Annotated in this window: 2 protein-coding genes and 1 pseudogene; all 3 read right to left on the bottom strand. The window is 69.4% G+C overall.

From position 1 onward, the window contains the following. Window positions 1-591 (bottom strand): beta-ketoacyl [acyl carrier protein] synthase domain-containing protein (locus ON39_RS34125; protein WP_040740411.1); only part of this gene is annotated, 591 nt, incomplete at its 3' end. Between the two features lie 17 nt (window positions 592-608). Beyond that, window positions 609-1655, bottom strand: a complete 1047-nt coding sequence (locus ON39_RS34120) for a ketoacyl-ACP synthase III family protein (protein ID WP_040740410.1) — start codon at window positions 1653-1655, stop codon at window positions 609-611. A 22-nt stretch (window positions 1656-1677) separates the two neighbouring features. Then, a pseudogene (locus ON39_RS34115) lies at window positions 1678-2030 on the bottom strand (thiamine pyrophosphate-binding protein); the annotation flags it as partial.

Raw genomic sequence — 2030 nt, 5'->3', positions numbered from 1 at the left:
GTTGCGCAGGCTCTGCGCGGCGAGGTGCAGCGCGACCAGCGAGGCCGAGCACGCGGTATCCACCGCGACGCTCGGTCCGCGCAGATCGAACGAGTGCGAAATGCGGTTGGCCACAGCGCAAGTCGCCGCGCCGATGCCTGTCCACGCCTCGATGCCGGCCAGGTCCTCCAGCATCATCGCGCCGTAGTCGCCGGTGCAGACGCCGACGAAGACTCCGGTGTCGCTGCCCGCGAGCTCGCGCGGCGACAGCCCGGCCTGTTCCAGCGCCTCCCACGTGACCTCGAGCAGCAGCCGCTGCTGCGGGTCCATCAGCGCGGCCTCGCGCGGCGAGATGCCGAAGAACTCCGCGTCGAATCGGGCGATGTCGTTCAGGAAGCTGCCGCGAGTCACGGTGTGCCGCAAGGCGGTCGCGTACTGCGGCGTGTGCCGGCGGTACTGCGTCCAGCGCTCCTCGGGGATCTCGCCGTAGGTGTCGCGGCCCTCGGCGAGCAGTCGCCAGAAGTCCTCCGGCGACCCGACCTCGCCGGGAAAGCGGCACCCGAGGCCGATCACCGCGACCGGCTCGGCGCCGGTGTCGGTCGAATACGTCATGTCGTTGTCACTCCTCGTCATTCGGTCCACCCCGGATCCCGCAGCACCTTGATGACGGCGGCCGACAACAGCACGCCGGGCGCCGAGCCGAACAGCAGCAGGTACTGCCCGGCGCGGAGCTGTCCGGTCGTGATCAGGTGCTCGAACGACAGGATCTGGTCGCTGGCCGAGCAGTGGCCGATCATCCGGCCGAAGTCCCAGGTCGATTTCTCCATCGGCAACCCGAGCGGCACCATGCAGCGCTGCTCGGTGGCCTCGCGGGAACAGTTCAGGAATGCCACCCTGGCGATGTCGTCGAGGCCGATGCCCGCCTCGTCGAGCGCCTGGCCGACCACCACCGGGATCTCCTCGCGCACCCTGGCCATCGCCGCGCCGAGGGGCGATTCGGGCGCGGCCGCCACCTTGGCGGTGATCTCCTGCAGGCGGGCGAAGAAATCGGGCGCCCGCCCGAGCGAGACGCCGGGCGGGAACAGCGGCTCGCTGGCCCGGTGGATCTCCTCGGCCTCGGGAATCGAGGTGGAGCACACCGACAACAGCTGGGCGAACCCGTCGGTCTTGGTGAGCACCACCGCCGAGGCGGCGTCGCCGGCGATGAACAACGCCGACATCCGCCACCGGTCCATCAGCGGCGTGCCGAAATTGTCCGCGGCGACCAGCAGGGCGCTGCGGCGGTCGGCATCGGCGCGCAGGTATTCGTAGGCCATCGACAGCGCGGAGAACATTCCGTTGCACCCCTGCCGAACCTCCAGGGCCGGGATCGGCCCGACCAGATGCCGCTGCAGATACGGGTGCGGCAGCCAGCCTTCCGGGCCCTGCAGCCAGGTGCTCGCATAGAGCATCAGATCGAACTCGTCCGCGGCCAGGCCGGACCGCTTGACCGCGATCTCCGCGGCGCGCAACGCCATCTCCGGCGCGGGGATGGGGCCGGCCACCGCCGCACCGCCGAGCTCGTGTATCTCTGCGGTCTCGGCGGGGTACAAGCCCTGTGCCACAGCCTGTTCGGTGGTGACCGTCGCGGGCAGGAACGAGCCGAGCGCGGCGATGAAAGTGTCGGGTGTACGCATCAGTGTCTCCTCGGGTCCGCGCTCACGGCGGACCGATCTGGCGCAGCTTCTCGACGTAATCGAGGTCTACGCCGGGCTTTTCGGCCAGCAGCACGTCGATGACGGGCGCCTTGGCGGTGGCCGCGGGGTCGGTGCGGATGTCGATGATGTACGGCTTGCCGGAGGCGATCACCTTGAAGCCGTTCTCGATGGCGCCGCGCAGATTCCGGGCGTCCGAGACCACCTCGCTGCCGATGCCGAAGGTGGCGGCGATCGCCGAGAAGTCCTGTGCGGGACCGCCGAGGCTCAGGTACCACGGTGGATTCGTCGGCTTCCACCCGTAGATCTTCTCGATCAGTCCCAGACCGATCATCAACGACGTGTACTGGGCGTCGT

The organism is Nocardia tenerifensis NBRC 101015 (genome assembly GCF_000308715.1).
GTDB classification, from domain to species: domain Bacteria; phylum Actinomycetota; class Actinomycetes; order Mycobacteriales; family Mycobacteriaceae; genus Nocardia; species Nocardia tenerifensis.
This window is presented reverse-complemented; position numbering and strand designations above follow the sequence as displayed.